General features: G+C 59.0%; 17 protein-coding genes. 5 read left to right on the top strand and 12 right to left on the bottom strand.

What is annotated here, in order from left to right; all coding sequences use genetic code 11:
• Both ribF and murJ read right to left on the bottom strand, forming a co-directional pair.
• Positions 1-948 carry a bifunctional riboflavin kinase/FAD synthetase gene (gene ribF, locus FX982_RS10740; RefSeq protein WP_172610619.1) on the bottom strand — a complete coding sequence of 316 codons (948 nt, stop codon included), beginning with the start codon at positions 946-948 and terminating at the stop codon, positions 1-3.
• 118 nt (positions 949-1,066) lie between these two features.
• The gene (gene murJ, locus FX982_RS10735; protein ID WP_172610618.1) at positions 1,067-2,611 is read right to left on the bottom strand and encodes a murein biosynthesis integral membrane protein MurJ; all 1,545 of its coding nucleotides are present in this window, start codon (positions 2,609-2,611) and stop codon (positions 1,067-1,069) included.
• Between the two features lie 250 nt (positions 2,612-2,861).
• On the opposite strand from murJ, the gene rpsT reads away from it, so the two are divergent.
• Positions 2,862-3,140 (top strand): 30S ribosomal protein S20, encoded by a 279-nt coding sequence (rpsT, locus tag FX982_RS10730; protein WP_037015424.1) that lies wholly within the window; start codon positions 2,862-2,864, stop codon positions 3,138-3,140.
• A gap of 68 nt (positions 3,141-3,208) precedes the next feature.
• Here rpsT and FX982_RS10725 read toward each other — a convergent pair whose 3' ends face one another.
• The 5 genes from FX982_RS10725 to rplU all read right to left on the bottom strand — a co-directional run bounded on the left by FX982_RS10725 (position 3,209) and on the right by rplU (position 6,997).
• Positions 3,209-3,679 (bottom strand): CreA family protein, encoded by a 471-nt coding sequence (locus tag FX982_RS10725; RefSeq protein WP_108118986.1) that lies wholly within the window; start codon positions 3,677-3,679, stop codon positions 3,209-3,211.
• A 28-nt stretch (positions 3,680-3,707) separates the two neighbouring features.
• Complete coding sequence (proB, locus tag FX982_RS10720) at positions 3,708-4,826, bottom strand: glutamate 5-kinase (RefSeq protein WP_122535354.1); 1,119 nt, start codon at positions 4,824-4,826, stop codon at positions 3,708-3,710.
• An 85-nt stretch (positions 4,827-4,911) separates the two neighbouring features.
• Complete coding sequence (gene cgtA, locus FX982_RS10715; RefSeq protein WP_172610617.1) at positions 4,912-6,135, bottom strand: Obg family GTPase CgtA; 1,224 nt, start codon at positions 6,133-6,135, stop codon at positions 4,912-4,914.
• 241 nt (positions 6,136-6,376) lie between these two features.
• Positions 6,377-6,649: a 50S ribosomal protein L27 gene (rpmA, locus tag FX982_RS10710; RefSeq protein ID WP_037015434.1), complete on the bottom strand. Its 273-nt coding sequence runs from the start codon at positions 6,647-6,649 to the stop codon at positions 6,377-6,379.
• A 33-nt stretch (positions 6,650-6,682) separates the two neighbouring features.
• Positions 6,683-6,997, bottom strand: a complete 315-nt coding sequence (gene rplU, locus FX982_RS10705; RefSeq protein WP_003230856.1) for a 50S ribosomal protein L21 — start codon at positions 6,995-6,997, stop codon at positions 6,683-6,685.
• A gap of 239 nt (positions 6,998-7,236) precedes the next feature.
• On the opposite strand from rplU, the gene FX982_RS10700 reads away from it, so the two are divergent.
• The gene (locus FX982_RS10700) at positions 7,237-8,205 is read left to right on the top strand and encodes a polyprenyl synthetase family protein (protein ID WP_172610616.1); all 969 of its coding nucleotides are present in this window, start codon (positions 7,237-7,239) and stop codon (positions 8,203-8,205) included.
• 163 nt (positions 8,206-8,368) lie between these two features.
• Positions 8,369-8,611, top strand: a complete 243-nt coding sequence (locus FX982_RS10695) for a PA4570 family protein (protein ID WP_122535351.1) — start codon at positions 8,369-8,371, stop codon at positions 8,609-8,611.
• Positions 8,612-8,693: 82 nt separating this feature from the next.
• On the opposite strand, the gene FX982_RS10690 is transcribed toward FX982_RS10695, so the two are convergent.
• The 5 genes from FX982_RS10690 to FX982_RS10670 form a co-directional block, all read right to left on the bottom strand.
• The gene (locus FX982_RS10690) at positions 8,694-9,311 is read right to left on the bottom strand and encodes an FKBP-type peptidyl-prolyl cis-trans isomerase (protein ID WP_122535350.1); all 618 of its coding nucleotides are present in this window, start codon (positions 9,309-9,311) and stop codon (positions 8,694-8,696) included.
• 83 nt (positions 9,312-9,394) lie between these two features.
• The gene (locus FX982_RS10685) at positions 9,395-9,700 is read right to left on the bottom strand and encodes a DUF6482 family protein (RefSeq protein WP_172610615.1); all 306 of its coding nucleotides are present in this window, start codon (positions 9,698-9,700) and stop codon (positions 9,395-9,397) included.
• Positions 9,701-9,730: 30 nt separating this feature from the next.
• Complete coding sequence (locus tag FX982_RS10680) at positions 9,731-10,219, bottom strand: TIGR00645 family protein (protein ID WP_122535348.1); 489 nt, start codon at positions 10,217-10,219, stop codon at positions 9,731-9,733.
• A 170-nt stretch (positions 10,220-10,389) separates the two neighbouring features.
• Complete coding sequence (locus tag FX982_RS10675; protein WP_172613027.1) at positions 10,390-10,722, bottom strand: hypothetical protein; 333 nt, start codon at positions 10,720-10,722, stop codon at positions 10,390-10,392.
• Between the two features lie 185 nt (positions 10,723-10,907).
• Positions 10,908-13,340 (bottom strand): Lon protease family protein, encoded by a 2,433-nt coding sequence (locus FX982_RS10670; RefSeq protein WP_172610614.1) that lies wholly within the window; start codon positions 13,338-13,340, stop codon positions 10,908-10,910.
• Positions 13,341-13,620: 280 nt separating this feature from the next.
• On the opposite strand from FX982_RS10670, the gene FX982_RS10665 reads away from it, so the two are divergent.
• Complete coding sequence (locus tag FX982_RS10665) at positions 13,621-14,109, top strand: DUF3015 domain-containing protein (RefSeq protein ID WP_122535346.1); 489 nt, start codon at positions 13,621-13,623, stop codon at positions 14,107-14,109.
• A 72-nt stretch (positions 14,110-14,181) separates the two neighbouring features.
• Complete coding sequence (locus FX982_RS10660) at positions 14,182-16,041, top strand: Lnb N-terminal periplasmic domain-containing protein (RefSeq protein WP_172610613.1); 1,860 nt, start codon at positions 14,182-14,184, stop codon at positions 16,039-16,041.
• Positions 16,042-16,187: the final 146 nt, after the last annotated feature.

Below are 16,187 nucleotides of genomic sequence, written 5' to 3'. Positions count from 1 at the left end.
TCAGGCTCTAAAGTTTAGCGGTTGATCGTGCCAGTGGGCACGAGCGGCAGCGACATCCGCATCGATCGCCGTCTTGAGCGCCTCAAGGGAGGCAAAGCGCTGCTCATCACGCAGCTTCTGGTGGAATACCACCGTCAAACGCCGGCCATAGATATCGCCGGTAAAATCCAGAAGGTGAATCTCCAGGTGGGGACGCCCATCGCCCGCCACGCTGGGACGCACGCCAATGTTGGCAACGCCCGGCCATACCTTGCCGTCAATCTGCGCGCTGACCAGATAGACACCGGTCAATGGCACGCGACGACGTTTGAGTTGCACGTTGGCGGTGGGTGTACCCAACTGACGCGCCAGCTTCTGGCCATGCAGCACCCGGCCAGAGATTTCGAACGGGCGGCCCAGCAAATGCTCGGCGAGGGTGAAGTCTGCGGCGGCCAACGCGGTGCGCACCTTGGTGCTGCTGACGCGGAAGCCGTCGATCTCGACAGTCTGTGCCGCCTCGACGGTAAAGCCCTTCTCGGCACCTACCTTTTGCAGAAAATCAAAATCACCGATCCGGTCGCAGCCAAAGCGGAAGTCGTCGCCAACCTCCAGATGCTTCACGCCCAGGCCATCGATCAGCACGGTGTCGACGAACTCCGATGCACTGAGCTTGCTGAAGCGCTGGTTGAATGCCAGACACAGCACCAGATCAACACCCTCGGCAGCGAGCAGATCGAGCTTGTCACGCAGTCGCGCCAGCCGGGCCGGCGCCGTGTCGGGAGCAAAGAACTCGCGCGGTTGCGGTTCGAAGATCACCACACAACTGGGCAAGCCCAGTTCGACGGCGCGTTCACGCAGTCTCGCCAGGATAGCCTGGTGACCCCGGTGTACACCGTCGAAATTGCCAATAGTGGCGACGCAGCCCCGGTGCTGCGGGCGCAGATTGTGAAGGCCTCGAACCAGCTGCATAACGCGCTTCTTGCTCATAAAGTGGCCGATTATAACCACACACCGCCGTCAACGACAGGCGACACATCCGGGCAAACCACAACAATCGACGTTAACCGGCAGAAAACGACGACTGATCCTACAAGATCGCCTTGCGAGCAAAATGCCTGACCCGGAAACCCAACACCAGCAGAGAGCCGAAATACGCCACGACGCCTGCCAGCACCAACGCGCCCAGGCGCAGGAATCGCTGCAGCATCTCACCGTCCGACCAGGCCGGCATCACATGCATCAGGCCCAGCAGCACCGCGGACATGATGGCCACGGCGACAATCAGCTTGCCCAGGAACACCGGCCACCCCGGCTGCGGCTGAAACAGGTCCTGCTTGCGCAGCTGCCAGAACAACAGCAAAGCGTTCAGGCATGCGCCCACACTGATCGCCAGCGCCAGACCGGCATGAGCCAAGTGAATGGCGTAGACGAAAAGCAGGTTGAACAGCTGAGTCACTATGAGGGTGAAGATCGCGATTTTCACCGGCGTGCGGATATTTTGTTGAGCATAAAAACCCGGCGCGAGCACCTTGATCACGATGATGCCCAGCAGACCCACCGAATACGCGACCAGCGCACGCTGGGTCATCGCGGCATCTTCACCGTCGAACTTGCCGTACTGGAACAGCGAGACGGTCAGCGGCTCGGCGAGCAGTCCGAGCGCCAGCATGCAAGGCAGCACCAGCAGAAAACACAGACGCAGGCCCCAGTCCAGAATGCGCGAATACTCCTGACGATCCCGACTGGCGTAGGTTTTCGAGAGAATCGGCAGAAGAATCGTCCCCAATGCAACGCCGAGCACACCGGAAGGCAACTCCATCAGACGGTCGGCGTAGTACATCCACGACACTGATCCAGCGACAAGGAACGACGCAAATATCGTGTTGATGATCAGCGAAATCTGACTGACAGAGACGCCGAGCATGGCCGGCAGCATTTGCTTCATCACTCGCCAGACACCGGTGTCGCGAACATTCAGGCGCGGCAGCACCAGCATTCCGATCTTTTTCAGGTGCGGCAGTTGATAAAGAAGCTGCAGCAACCCGCCCGCCAGCACCGCCCACCCGAGCGCCATCACGGGCGGATGGAAATAAGGCGTTAGAAATAGGGCGAAAAAGATCATCGCCAGATTGAGCAGCGTCGGCACGAACGCCGGAACGGAAAAGCGATTCCACGTATTGAGGATCGCGCCAGCCAGCGACGACAGCGAGATGAGCAATATATAAGGAAAGGTCACCCGCAACAGGTCTGAAGTCAGCTGGAATTTCTCGGGCGTATCGGCAAACCCCGGCGCAGTTGCCCAGATGACCCAAGGAGCGAACACGACGCCCAAAACAGTGACGATCGCCAGCGCCAACGTCAGCAGGCCGGTGACATACGCGACAAATGTGCGGGTTGCTTCTTCGCCCTGCTGGCTTTTGTATTCAGCAAGGATCGGCACGAACGCCTGGGAGAAAGCGCCTTCGGCGAAGATCCGGCGCAGCAGATTGGGCAGTTTGAAGGCAATAAAGAAGGCATCGGTAGCCATGCCGGCGCCGAATGCGCGCGCGATGATGGTGTCGCGGACAAAGCCCAGCACCCGCGAAAGCATCGTAATAGAGCTAACGGCGGCAAGCGATTTGAGTAGATTCATCGAAAGGTTGTGCGCCTGACCAAAGGAAGCGCCAAAGCGCGTTCCATATATGCGATACTCCGCGCCGCAAAACAGCTCAGAGCCAAAGCCCGCGAGTTTACAGGTCGCACGCCGGAAAGAAATCACCTCGGCACCACACGGCGACCACTCAGCGGAACGCATCAACTGCCCTTGACAAGCGTCAATCTCATCGGCATGATTCGCGGCCTATTTTGTTAGCTATTTCCCAAGTCTTTCGAGGAGCTCGACGGTGGCCAACACACCTTCCGCCAAAAAACGTGCAAAACAGGCTGAGAAGCGTCGCAGCCACAACGCCAGCATGCGTTCCATGGTTCGTACCTACATCAAGAATGTAGTTAAAGCCATCGACGCTAAAGACGCTGAAAAAGCGCAAGCTGCTTATGTTCTGGCCGTGCCAGTTATCGACCGTATGGCCGATAAAGGCATCATCCACAAGAACAAAGCTGCTCGCCATAAAGGTCGCTTGAATGGCCACATCAAGGCTCTGAACCTTGCTGCTGCAGCCTAAGCGATTCGCTTGTTAAAAAACCGACCTCAGGGTCGGTTTTTTATTGCCTTCGATTTAGCGCTTCAGCATCAAGGCGCCGGAGCTGGCGTCCATGGCAGAATCGGGATCGCGGTCACGGCATTCTGCGGACTGCCTTCGATGACCTTGTCGCTGTAGACGAGGTACACCAGCGTATTGCGCTTCTTGTCCAGGAATCGCACGACCTGCATGGTTTTGAACACCAGCGAGGTCCGTTCCTTGAACACCTCGTCTCCGTCTTTCAATTGCTCTTTGAAATGAATGGGACCGACCTGCCGGCATGCGATGGACGCCTCTGCACGGTCTTCAGCCAAACCCAGGCCGCCCTTCACCCCACCGGTTTTCGCACGGGACAGATAGCAGGTCACGCCGTCGACCTTGGGGTCGTCAAAGGCTTCGACCACGATCCGATCGTTAGGCCCCACCATCTTGAACACGGTCGATACCTGGCCGATCTCTTCAGCTGACGCCAGTAACGGCAACATCAGCAACGCGCCTACCAGCCCCTTCATGACTCGCATGTATGCTTCCTTCTTTTGATGATGCACTTCAGACCAGAATCAGGTTGTCACGGTGTACGAGCTCAGGCTCAGCCATGTAACCCAGCTCCCTGACGATAGCGTCGGAAGGCAGGCCGATGATCTTTTGCGCTTCCAGGGCGCTGTAATTGCTGAGACCCCGGGCAATCTCGCGACCGTCAGCTGCCACGCACACCACCATCTCGCCACGACGAAAACTGCCTTGCACCAGTTTGACGCCGACCGGCAACAGGCTCTTGTGGCTTTCGGTCAATGCCTTCACCGCCCCCTCATCCAGCACCAGCGTGCCACGGGTCTGTAGATGTCCGGCCAGCCACTGCTTGCGAGCGGCAAGCATCTCGCGCTCCGGGGAAAGCAACGTTCCCAGGCGCTCACCGGCTTTCAGACGCGCCAGAACACGCTCGATGCGCCCCCCCACAATCACGGTGTGCGCGCCGGAACGGGCGGCAAGTCGCGCAGCACGCAATTTGGTCTGCATGCCGCCACGACCCAACGCACCGCCGGTGCCGCCGGCCACGGCATCAAGGGCAGGGTCATCGGCGCGCGCTTCATAGATGAGCTGCGCCTCGGGATTGTTGCGAGGGTCGGCATCGAACATGCCATCGCGGTCGGTCAGGATGACCAACAGATCAGCTTCAACCAGGTTGGCAACCAGCGCCGCCAGCGTGTCGTTGTCGCCGAACCGAATTTCATCGGTGACGACCGTGTCGTTTTCATTGATGACAGGGATGACACCCAGCTCAACCAGGGTGCGCAAGGTGCTTCGGGCGTTCAGGTAGCGCTTGCGGTCAGACAGATCGTCGTGGGTCAGCAGAATCTGCGCAGTGTGCCGCTGATGCTCGGCGAAGCTGGATTCCCACGCTTGCACCAGGCCCATCTGACCAATCGCGGCGGCCGCCTGGAGCTCATGCATGGCGCTCGGTCGCGCAGTCCAGCCCAGACGGCTCATGCCGGCCGCTACCGCGCCGGACGACACCAGGACCAGTTCAACACCTGCTTCATGCAGGGCGACCATCTGCTCAACCCAAACACCCATGGCGTTGCGATCCAGACCCTTGCCGTCCGCTGTCAGCAGCGCACTTCCGATCTTCACCACCCAACGCTGGGCACCTGTCACCTTGCTCCGCATGATCTTTCAACCTTAAGCCAGAGAGTCCGAATTCTAGATACTAAAACGCCGCTTCAAGAGCGGCGTCGTAGTTTACTTCAGTCGATCAGTCGCGGACGTAAATGATTTCCGGACCATCTTCGTCGTCCACGTCTTCCTCATCCCAATCGTCGTCACCGATGTCATGGACGCTCTTCACGCCGCTGCGGCGCAAGGCACGCTGGTCATCCAGCGCCTGCAACTGGGCGCGGGCTTCGTCTTCGATGCGCTGATCCAGCTCAGCCAGCTCGGCGGCGTAGGCCGGGTCGTTAGCCAGACGATCAGCGCGGTCTTCGAGATAGCGCATGATGTCGTGGGTCAGGCGATCGGTGCCCTCTTTGGCAATGGCCGAGATCACGTAGACAGGACCGGTCCACTCCAGGCGATCAATGATCTCCTGCTTGCGGGCCTCGTGCTCTTCCTCGAGGATCTGGTCGCACTTGTTCAGCACCAGCCAGCGGTCACGATCGGCCAGCGCAGGACTGAACTTGAACAGCTCGGTGACAATGACCTCAGCCGCATCCGGCGCACTGCTGTCGTCCAGCGGCGCCATGTCGACGAGGTGCAGCAGCAGACGCGTACGCGCCAGGTGCTTGAGGAAACGAATCCCCAGGCCGGCGCCGTGGGAGGCGCCTTCGATCAAGCCGGGAATATCGGCAACGACGAAGCTTTTCCAGCGATCGACACTGACGACACCCAGGTTCGGCACCAGAGTCGTGAACGGGTAATCAGCAACCTTGGGCTTGGCAGCCGACACCGAACGGATGAACGTGCTCTTGCCAGCGTTCGGCAAGCCGAGCAGACCGACGTCAGCCAGTACTTTCAGCTCAAGCTTGAGGTCACGCTGCTCACCCGGCTTGCCCGGCGTGGTCTGACGCGGTGCACGGTTGGTACTGGATTTGAAGCGCGTATTACCCAGACCGTGCCAGCCGCCATGGGCAACCAGCAGACGCTGACCGGCTTTGGTCAGGTCGCCGATAACTTCCTGGGTACCGGCGTCGATCACGGTAGTGCCGACCGGCACGCGCAGTACCAGCTCTTCACCCTTGCGACCGGTGCAGTCGGTGCTGCCGCCGTTCGAACCGCGCTCCGCGTCGAAATGGCGGGTGTAGCGGTAGTCAACCAGGGTGTTGAGGTTTTCGTCGGCGACCATGTAGATCGAGCCGCCGTCACCACCATCACCGCCGTTGGGACCACCGTTCTCGATGAATTTTTCGCGACGGAAGCTCATGCAACCGTTACCGCCATCACCGGCCTTTACTCGAATGGATACTTCATCAACAAATTTCATAGCGCACGCCTCCCGTCACAAAGACGAGCAAACAACATAAATTCATAAGGCTCTTGCAAAGATGAGCGTTGCGATACCGATCAAAAACCAGCGACTTCACACCACAACGGCCCACACAAACAGCTTTGCAAGAGACTCACCAGAAACAGGACCTTCTACAAACGAAAAAGCCCTGTCATCGACAGGGCTTTTCAGCTCAGGAGGCGTGAAGGCGAGGCCCTCACACCCCCTGAACGCAAGATTATGCCGCGACTTCAGTCTTTGGCACGATGCTTACATAGCGACGACCGAAGGCGCCTTTAACCTGGAACTTGATCACGCCTTCGACTTTAGCGAACAGGGTGTGATCCTTGCCCATACCAACGCCGTAGCCAGCGTGGAATTGGGTGCCGCGCTGACGCACGATGATGTTGCCCGGAACGATAACCTGGCCGCCATACATCTTCACGCCAAGGCGTTTGGCTTCTGAGTCGCGACCGTTACGGGTACTACCACCAGCTTTTTTGTGTGCCATGAGTCAATTCTCCTAGTGAGGATTAGGCTGAAATTAAGCCTGAATACCGGTGATTTTGATCTCGGTGTACCACTGGCGGTGGCCCATACGCTTCATGTGGTGCTTACGACGACGGAACTTGATGATGCGGATTTTATCGTGACGACCTTGGGAGATCACTTCAGCCACAACGGTAGCGCCTGCAACAACTGGAGCGCCGATGTTCACGTCGTCGCCATTGGCAACCAACAGAACGCGATCAAAAGTGACGGATTCGCCGGTAGCGATTTCCAGTTTTTCAATCTTCAGGTATTCACCTGGGGCGACCTTGTATTGCTTGCCGCCAGTAACGATTACTGCATAAGACATGGTGTATCTCCGATAATCCTGCTCACCCAGCTCTTTATAGGAAGAGGTATTGGCTGGCATGGCTGCACAAGGCTGGAAGGCCGACATGCAATTGCGTAAGGCAGGTGCTGCCCAGGAAGTTAGGGTGCGCGATTGTACGCAAGCGATCAACGCCTTGCAAGCTGCGTTATGTCACGCCTTGACAGGGTTGGGCCTGCAACCTAGCATGCCGCGCAACCCTTCTGGAGCACGTCTCGCTGATGCAACCCCAAGCCTTCTACACCGCTGTGGCGGACGACTTTACAGCCGTCGACCACATTATCAAGAAGCAGCTGACATCGCGCGTGCCGCTGGTCTCCAAAATCGGCGACTACATCACTTCTGCTGGCGGTAAACGTCTGCGCCCGTTGCTCGTTCTGTTATGCGGCAAAGCGCTGGGCTCTGGCGGTGATGACCTGCGCCTGTTGGCGGCGACCATTGAATTCCTGCACACCGCGACCCTGCTTCACGACGACGTGGTGGACATGTCCGGCATGCGCCGTGGTCGCTCGACTGCCAATGCAATGTGGGGCAACGCGCCGAGCGTGCTGGTGGGTGACTTCCTGTATTCGCGTTCATTCGAGATGATGGTCGAACTCGGCTCGATGCCAGTGATGCAGATCCTGTCGAAGGCCACTCGGGTCATCGCAGAGGGCGAAGTGTTGCAGCTGTCCAAGGTGCGCGACGCCAGCACCACCGAAGAAACCTACATGGAAGTCATCCGCGGCAAAACCGCGATGCTCTTCGAAGCGTCGACCCACAGCGCAGCTGCCCTAGCCAACGCCGGTGCTGAACAAAGCGAGGCGCTGCGCACCTTCGGTGATCATCTCGGCGTGGCATTCCAGCTGGTCGACGACCTGCTGGACTATCGGGGCGATGCGGAAACCCTTGGCAAGAACGTTGGCGACGACCTCGCCGAAGGCAAACCTACCCTGCCGCTGATCTACACCATGCGCGAAGGCACTCCTGAACAAGCCGCGCTGGTCCGTCAGGCCATTCAGAAGGGCGGCCTGGAAGATCTCGAAAGCATCCGCAATGCAGTGGAACAGTCAGGTTCCCTCGAGTACACCGCCCAGCTCGCACGCGACTACATCGCTCGCGCCATTGCCTGCCTGGACGTGCTGCCACCGAGCATCTATCGCGACGCTCTCATCGAGTTGAGTGAATTTGCGGTCGCTCGCACGCACTGATCGCCGCCCTGCTCACCGAAAGCCCGTCCACGTGACGGGCTTTTTGTTGCCTGCGATCCAGGGCCGCCCCACTGCGAACAGTCAATGCGAATTAATCTCAAATAGATCCTTGCTATTCTTCAGATAAGAATTATTCTCATTGAAACATTTTGAGGAGAATCACATGACGTATCTGATTGATGCCTGGCTTGATCGGCCACAGCCCTACCTGCGCATCCTCGATCGTGAGACAGGCCAAGTGTGCGCGGTGCTGGAGGAAGAGGCGCTCGACGAATTACGCGATCAGGGTGATCTGGATGTCAGCAGTCTGAGTTCAAGCGAACCCGGCATTCAGAAGGAGATGGTGCGAAGTCTGTTTCTGTTCTGTTATGCGCGGGCATTGCGGCCGGGCAGTGAACTGCATTGATGGAAGAGATAAAACGACAATGCCGAGCCAGCGCGGGGCTGACTCGGCATATGTCGATGCATGACGCGGTCGCTACAGAACCTTACAGAACGTCGAGCAGCTCGACGTCGAATACCAGAACGCTGTGCGGCGGAATGCTGCCAACGCCCTGAGCGCCGTAGGCCAGTTCGCTAGGAACGTAGAGACGCCATTTGCTGCCGGCCTTCATCAACTGAAGCGCCTCGGTCCAGCCTGGAATCACGCCGCCGACCGGAAATTCAGCCGGCTCGCCACGATCGTAGGAGCTATCAAACACGGTGCCGTCGATCAGCATGCCGTGGTAATGGGTGCGCACGTTGCTTTCGCGGGTCGGCTGAGCGCCTTCGCCTGCCGTGATCACTTCATATTGCAGACCGGAGGCCAGAGTGGTCACGCCGTCACGCTTGGCGTTCTCAGTCAGGTATTCCTTGCCAGCGCCAGCCGCTGCTTCAGCTTTGGCAGCTGCTTCGGCCTGCATGATTTCACGGATGACTTTGAAGCTCGCGCCCATTTCTTCCTGGCCAACACGGCTCGGTTTGCCGGCGAAGGCGTCGGTCAGACCGGCCAGGATAGCGTCCAAGTCGACGCCCGGCGGCGGGTTGTCACGCAGTTGGTCGCCCAATTGACGGCCAATACCGTAGCTGACGCGGGTTTCGTCGGTGGACAGATTGACTTCGGACATGAGACTGCTCCGCTGAAGAGCGCCCTCTGGCGCCCGTATTTAAAGGCCGGGCAGCCTAGCACAAAGCGTAATACCCGTAACCACTACCAGGCGGATCGAAAGGCCAGGGGAATTTTGACGTCCTGATTCAGGTTGTCATGCCCACCGCACATTTCGTCGTGAACCACGGCGTGGACCAGATGGAACGGCATCGGCGCAACCGGCTGCAGCAGTTCGCGCGCATGCTCGACTGAGCGCAGGTGCAAAGCCTTGTTCTGCGCATCGACCAAACGATGCGCGACGCCCTGCATTCTTGCTTCCAGTAAGTAAATGCCGCCTTCGATGGAGATCAGATTCAGCTCGTCAACAGCACCGGCGCTGGCGTGGGAAATGAGTTCCTGAAGGTTCATGGCAAATCCTCGCGGGCCGCAGGAAGTCGATTAGTGCTTGGTGACTTTGTCCAGAAAGCCCATGGCGCAGGCCGACACAACAAAGGTCATGTGGATGATCACGTACCACATGAGGTACTGCGGCTCGATGTTCTTGGCGTCCATGAACACCCGCAACAGGTGAATGGACGAAATCGCGACGATGGACGCAGCGACTTTCATCTTCAGGGACGAAGAATCCATCTTGCCCAGCCAGTTGAGCTTTTCTTTGCCTTCGTCGATATCCAGCTGGGACACAAAGTTCTCGTACCCGGAGATCATCACCATAACCAGCAGCCCGCCGACCAGAGCCATGTCGATCAACGACAGCAGCACCAGGATCAGATCAGACTCCGCCAGCGCGAACACATTGGGGATGATGTGAAAGATTTCCTGGAAAAACTTCAGCGCCAACGCCAGAAGCCCCAGAGACAAGCCAAAGTAGATCGGCGCCAGCAACCAGCGCGATGCGTACATGGCATTTTCGATAAAACGTTCCATTGAAGCTCACAGATAATTTAAAAGCCCGCGAGTATAGGGCGAAGGCCGATTAGCACAACCCACGGTGAAAAGAGTTGAAACAATAACGCCAGATCCGACGCCGGAAGCGCTGGACGATCCGCGTCTGCAGGTAGCACAAAGCAAACGCGGAATGCATCGAAACACAGGGGTCAGTTGGCGGGAGACGTCCGCTGACCCACGGCGGCGTCGCTGTTGATTCTTCGCAGCTCCCCCTGAAGGTGAAGGCCCCAGATCGGGATCTCCTCCGCCGTTTGATAACCATGCATCAGGAGGCTTTCGGCAATCGCATCAAGCACCGATTCGGCAGCAATCGGCCCATGAAACGGTCCCTGAGCCTTGAGTGCGGAGGGCTGTTCGCCAGACATCCCGGCGGCGAACAACAAGGTCCACATTCCTTTATCGCCTGACAGCGGGCGTACAACACATTCGATTCGGGTCACCAGACCCAGGCATTGGCGGGTAAGACAGAGGCTGCGCGGCATGGCGAGCTCCTCATTGATTGCAGTATTCATCTCCTTCGCATAACGAGGGAAACGCGTCAGTCCCTTTGACAACTGCTGCAACCCGACAATATCGAACAAATACCCCGTTGGAAAAGCGCGAAAACGAAAAGGGCGCCGAATGGTCATTTGGCCATCAAGCGCCCCGTTTCATTGACGTCAAAGGCCTAGCTTTTCAGCTCGGGCTGTAATTGTGGCGCCTCCTTTTCGAGCTCTTTAAGGTCGTCGTCGCTGAGCATTTCAGCGATGTCGCGTAGACGATCCACTACCCTGCCGTTGACCGAATCGTCGGGGAATTGACCGTCCTCGTCTGCTTCTCCCACCGGCATACCCACCAGCAGGCTCAGCGCCTCATCCACCTGACGCACGGCGTACACGTGGAACTGCCCGGCACGCACGGCTTGCAGCACGCGCTCGTCGAGCATCAGCGTGGCGACGTTGGCGTGAGGGATGATTGCGCCTTGATCGCCGGTAAGACCGCGGGCTTCACAGAGTCGGAAGAAGCCTTCGATCTTCTCGTTGACGCCGCCCACCGCCTGAACTTCGCCGAACTGATTGATCGAGCCGGTGATGGCGAAGCACTGTTTGAGCGGGGTTTTCGACAGTGCGGAAATCAGCGTGCAGACCTCGCCGAGGGAAGCGCTGTCGCCATCGACGTAGCCGTAGGACTGTTCCAACGCGATGCTCGCGGAAATGGCCAGCGGGAATTCTTGGGCGTAACGGCTGCCCAGATAACCGGTGAGAATCATCACGCCCTTGGAGTGGATCGGCTGGCCCAGGTTGACCTCACGCTCGATGTCGACAATGCCGCTGCCGCCCGGGTAAACCGTCGCAGAGATCCGCGCTGGTACTCCGAACGCGGAATCACCTACCTCCAGCACCGTCAGGCCGTTGCATTTGCCGACCGCCGCACCGTGGGTGTCGATCAGGATGATGCCAGCGAGCATGTCATCGAGAATTCGGGCCGACACACGACCGGTGCGCGTGGCCTTTGCTTTCAGCGCGCGCTCGATGTGCCCGGCATCAGTGCGCTCGTCACCGGCGACGCTGCGGATGAAGTCGGCTTCGCTGACCAGCTGGAAAAGATCGCCAATGCGCGCCGACAAACGCCCCTGATGCTCGGCGAGACGCGCGCTGTACGTGGCAAGCCGCGCGACCGCATCGGCCGTCAGGGGCGCCATGCCCTCCTCCGAGGTCCGGGTTTTGAGCAACTGGGCGAACTGCTCCAGACTCTCGTCGACCATCGGAATGTCTTCGTCGAAGTCCACCAGCACCCGGAACATCTCCTGGAAGTCCGGATCGAGGTCCTGCAGCGTGTAGTACAGCGACCGCGCGCCAATGATGATGACTTTGACCTGCAGCGGGATGGTCTGCGGGGTCAGGGTCACGGTGGCCAGACGACCCAGTTCACCCAGCGGCGCTTCCATCTTCAGCTTGCGCGATTGCAGGGAGCGCTTGAGGGCGTCCCACACGAACGGCTCGCTGAGCATTTTCTCGGCTTCCAGCACCAGGAAGCCGCCGTTGGCGCGGTGAAACGCGCCGGGGCGCAGCTGACGGTAAGTGGTGTAAAGCGCGCCCTGATCAGTGCTGTATTCGATGCGGCCGAAGAGGTTGTCATAGGTCGGGTGCGGTTCGAACACCACCGGCGCGCCACCGCTGGCGGAATGACCGACCATCAGGCTTGGGCAGTATTGCTCTTCAAGCAGCTTGCGCGCCTGAGCATCGGTCTTGCTGTCGTCGACCAGTTGTTCGACCACGGTTTTAAGCAGGTTGACCTGCACGGCCTGAAGGTAGGCGCACACCGCGGCGTTTTCGGCGTACTGCTCGGACAACGGTGCCAGCAGCGGCTGGAGCGCGAGGATGATGGTCTCCTCATTGAGCTCACGCATCTGGTTGTTGGACTCGCGTTTCCACTGCGGCAGGCAGGCAAGTTCTTCATTCAACCGCTCTTCCAGCGCCGAAATATCAGTGTGAAAACGCTCGCGCTCGGCTTCCGGCAGTTGCGAAAACTCGGCCTCGTCCAACGCCTTTCCTTCGAGCATCGGGGTGAAGGCGATGTTGGTGTTGTCGCGGTACAGCGCGATGTCCTTTTCCAGCGCAAGACGCTCAATGACATCGAGGGCGCGGTCGTAGCGCTGATTGAAGGCGCGGTCGATCGCGCTCTTCTTCTGCTGGTAGGACGGATGCTCGAACACCGCAGGAAACGTCGACAGCAGGTTGTCGATCAGTCCGTTGATGTCGGCGATGAAAGCGCTGGCGCTGCCGGGCGGCAGTTCCAGGGCGCGCGGCTCACGGGCGTCGTCGAAATTGTTGACGTACACCCAGTCCGACGGCGTTTGCATGCGTTTGGCTTCGGCCTTGAGGTAGCGCTTGACGAAGGAAAAGCGCCCGGTGCCGGGCTCGCCCATCACGAAGACGTTGTAGCCAGGGCGCGGCATGGCGACGCCGAACTGCAGGGCTTCGACCGCTCGTTCCTGGCCGAGCACGCCGCGAAAGGGTTCCAGATCGTTGGTTGTCGTGAAGCTGAACTGTTCAGCGGAAAAGGGACGGGTCAGCGCTTCGGGCGCGAGTCGCAAGCTGGCAGCAACAGAATCGGGCATCGGACATCCTTACATCAGGCGGGGCAGATGGGAGCATTCTGGCGCTCGCCGCACCGCACTGGCAAGGCATGAACCACCTGATCGCTTTTCCGTATGAGGAACCGGCCTACACACCCGGCGGAGGCGGATTACACGCAACAATCTGCAATTACTCACGGAACGTTCATATCGTGCCTAAACTCCAACTTGCGCGACCGGTAACAATTTAAATAACCGGTTCGCCCTGGCGCCCTACCGGCCAGGAATCCGACCCTTGGTTGAAACAACAGAGACTAAAGCTATGAAACGGATTCTTCTTGGTACTCTCTTCGCCGCTGTGTCCATCAACGCCATGGCTCAAGCGCCTGGCGGTCCGGACTGCGGTTGGGGCAACATGCTGTTTGAAGGTCAACGCGGCACTCCCGCTCACTTCCTCGCTTCCACCACCAACGGTACTTCGGGCAACGCCACCTTCGGCATGACCTCGGGCACCAACGGTTGCTCCACCAACAGCGCGCTGACCTACGGCGGCAAATCCTGGATTGCCATGAACGGCATGATGGATGAGCTCTCCAAAGACATGGCCATGGGCCAAGGCGAAGCACTGACCACCTACGCGGTCGTGTTGGGCGTTGCACCGGAAGACCGTGCGCATTTCGCCGCAGTCACCCACGAGCACTATCAGCAGATCTTCACCAAGGCCGATGCCACTGCTGAAGATGTTCACACCAATACCATCGACGTCCTGAAGAACGATCCGACACTGGCTAAATACGCGACCCAAGCTTAAAGTCGTGCCGCCTGCCTTCCTCCCCGGAAGGCAGGTTCTCCGCCCTGCCCATTTCTGACTAGTTGCCTATCTATGCTCAAACGCCTTGCCTGGCTGGTGCTGTGTGTCTGCGCCCCGCTGTCCGCCGCGCCTCACGTCGACAATGATCGTTTGCAGCAACTGGCCAGTTCCAGGTTCTGGATCTCCATCGGGCACTACGAAGCCGGCAAGCTGGGCGGCTGGCGCAGCTATGTCGATGATCCGAAATTCTTCCTCGCCCAGAACGGCGCTCATGACCCCAAAGCCGAGCTGGCGGCGACGCTTGAGGCGATCTACCGCCCCGTCACCCAGGGCCAGGAAAACGCACACCCGCAATGCGTTTACCCCTCTCGCACACGATTTTTGCATGACGAGCTGAAGCTGACAGATCTGCCTGCCGTTGACTGCGCAGAATTCAACAAATGGTTTTCCGATGTGGCCCCGGACAGCACGGTGCTGATTTTCCCGGCGGCGTACCTCAACAGCCCTTCCTCCATGTTCGGCCACACGCTGCTGCGCATCGATCAGGCTGACGTACAGGCCAACAAGACCGCGTTGCTCAGCTACGCGATCAATTTCGGCGCGTACATCGAAGGCTCCGACAACAGCATTTTGTATGCGTGGAAAGGCCTGGCAGGCGGCTACCCCGGGTTGTTCGCGCTGGTGCCTTATCAGGAGAAGCTTTCCGAGTACCGGAGTCTTGAAAATCGGGACCTGTGGGAGTACCGCCTCAACCTGACGCCGGAAGAGACCCGGCGCATGGTCGAGCACGTGTGGGAACTCAAACAGATTCGCTTCGGGTATTTCTTCTTCGACGAAAACTGTTCCTATCGTCTGCTTGAGCTGCTTCAAGTGGCTCGCCCGAGCCTGGACCTGACGCCGCAGTTTCGTCTCACGGCCATTCCCACGGACACCGTGCGTGCGGTGAAAGAGGCAGGGCTTGTAGAGAAGATCGAGTATCGCCCGTCCAGGGAGCGCGAGCTGCTGAGCCGCGCCGAGCCGTTGAATCACAACGAGCAGCAATGGGTTTTGAAGGTCAGTGCCGACCAGAAGCAAATGCAGAGCGCCGACTACATCGCCCTGCCGAAGGAACGTCGTGCGTTGATTCAGGACGCGGCCTACCGGCTTGAGCGGTATCGCGCCAACGGCCAGGAACGTGACCCTACAAGCGCGCAACGCAGCTATGACCTGTTGCGCGCGATCAGCACCAACCCGCCGCCGGCGCTGGAGATAGAACGGCCGGGGCTGCCGGAAGACGGGCACGAATCGCGCACCTGGCAACTGGGTGCGGGCACGCGGGATGACAAGGCATTTGCCGAATACGGCCTGCGCATGGCGTATCACGATTTGAACGACAACGCCTACGGTTTCCCGCTGGGTGCGCAGATCGAAATCCTGCAGCTCAAGCTGCGCCAATATGAAGACAACCATTGGCAGCTGCAGCGGCTCGATCTGGCGACCATCCGCTCGCTGACACCGCGCAATGAGCTATTGCAGCCGTGGTCATGGCAAGTGGCGGGCGGTCTTGAGCGTGTGCTCGGCAAGCATGGCGACGAGAATCTGGTCAGTCACGTCAACGGCGGCGCGGGCGGCACGTGGAAATTGGGTGATGACGTGCTGGGCTTTGCGATGGGAACGGTGCGGGTGGAGCACAACAACGATTTTTCGGCGCTGATTTCGCCGGCGGCGGGTTTTAATACCGGCGTGCTGTGGCGCAATCCGCTGGGTAATTTCAGCCTGGAAACCAAGGGCGATTACTTCACCAACGGTGAGGTGCGGCGCAATATCAGCCTTAACCAGCAATGGGAGCTGTCGCGCAACCTCGGCCTGCGGCTCAGCGCGCAGCGGGATTTCAGCCAGCTGACTTCGCCGGTGAATGAGGTGATGCTGGAGCTGAAGTGGTATCACTATTGAGTAGTGCTCTCAGCCGCAGAATTATCTGACGAGAAATGAGTGAAGGAGCGAGCTTGCTCGCGAAGAGGTCCGTACATCCGCTAAATCTTCTTTGGCTGAAATCCCGTCTTCGTGGGCAAGCTCACTCCTACATGGGCAGCGCTTGC

It is taken from the genome of Pseudomonas graminis, from assembly GCF_013201545.1.
Classification (GTDB): domain Bacteria; phylum Pseudomonadota; class Gammaproteobacteria; order Pseudomonadales; family Pseudomonadaceae; genus Aquipseudomonas.
The sequence above is the reverse complement of the archived record's forward strand: the minus strand, read 5'-3'. Positions and strand labels throughout refer to the sequence as shown.